2 protein-coding genes are annotated in these 996 nt (G+C 67.2%); both read left to right on the top strand.

Annotation, left to right across the window (positions count from 1 at the left end):
- A partial coding sequence (locus ACYVDE_RS24140; protein WP_460504066.1) for a pyridoxine 5'-phosphate synthase occupies positions 1 to 187 on the top strand: 187 nt, incomplete at its 5' end.
- A gap of 75 nt (positions 188 to 262) precedes the next feature.
- Positions 263 to 996, top strand: a 734-nt coding sequence (gene mnmH, locus ACYVDE_RS24135; RefSeq protein WP_460504065.1) for a tRNA 2-selenouridine(34) synthase MnmH, incomplete at its 3' end; no start/stop codon positions are given.

The following is a 996-nucleotide window of genomic DNA, read 5'->3' as shown; positions in this document are numbered from 1 at the left end:
CCGCGCCGGCCAGCTGGGCCTGGGCGTGAACGCCGGCCACGACCTCGACCTCGACAACCTGGCCTGGCTGCACCAGCAGCTGCCCGAGCTGGCCGAAGTGAGCATCGGCCACGCCCTGGTGTGCGACGCCCTATACCTGGGCCTCGAAAACACCGTACAGCTTTATCGGCGGCAGCTGAAAGCGTAAGCGTCTTTGCTGCTGGACTTCAGCCCATCCCATTTCTGAGCGATTCCGACAAACTGCTCATTGATAACTGCTCCTATGCCCCGCCACGCCCTTCCCGAATTCGAAGCCCTCTCCTATCCTATCCTCGACGTGCGGGCGCCTATTGAGTTTGCGCAAGGGCACGTGCCGGGCGCGCTGAACCTGCCGCTGTTCACCGATGAGGAGCGGGCGCGCATTGGCACCACCTACAAGCAGGTGAGCCAAGAGCGGGCCGTGCACCTGGGCCTGGAGTTTTTCGGGCCGAAGATGTCGGCGATGGTGAAGCAGGCCAAAAAGCTGGCTCCGGGCAAGGAGGTGCGGCTGCACTGCTGGCGCGGCGGCATGCGCAGCGGCGCGGTGCTGTGGCTGCTGGAGCTGGCCGGCTTCAAAGTCCACCTGCTCGACCACGGGTATAAGGACTACCGCCGGGCGGTGCTGGCCTCGTTTGCCCAGCCCCGGCAGTGGCGGGTGCTGGGGGGTCTCACCGGCAGCGGCAAAACCGACGTGCTGCACGTGCTGGCCGCCACGCCCGGCCAGCACGTGCTCGACCTCGAAGGCCTGGCGCACCACAAGGGCTCGGCTTTTGGCAGCATCGGGCAGCCGGCCCAGCCCACGCAGGAGCAGTTCGAAAACAACTTGGCCGCCGCCCTGGCGCAGCTGCCCACCGATGCCCCCATCTGGGTAGAGGACGAAAGCCGGCAGATTGGCCGGCTCACGGTACCGGCCGCACTGTTTGCCCAGCTGCAGGCCGCCCCGCGCTACGTGCTGGAAGTGCCCCGCGCCGCCCGCGT

The sequence above is a fragment of the Hymenobacter agri genome (assembly GCF_054778495.1).
Note: the sequence above shows the minus strand (reverse complement) of the source record. Positions and strands in the feature narration are given on the sequence as shown.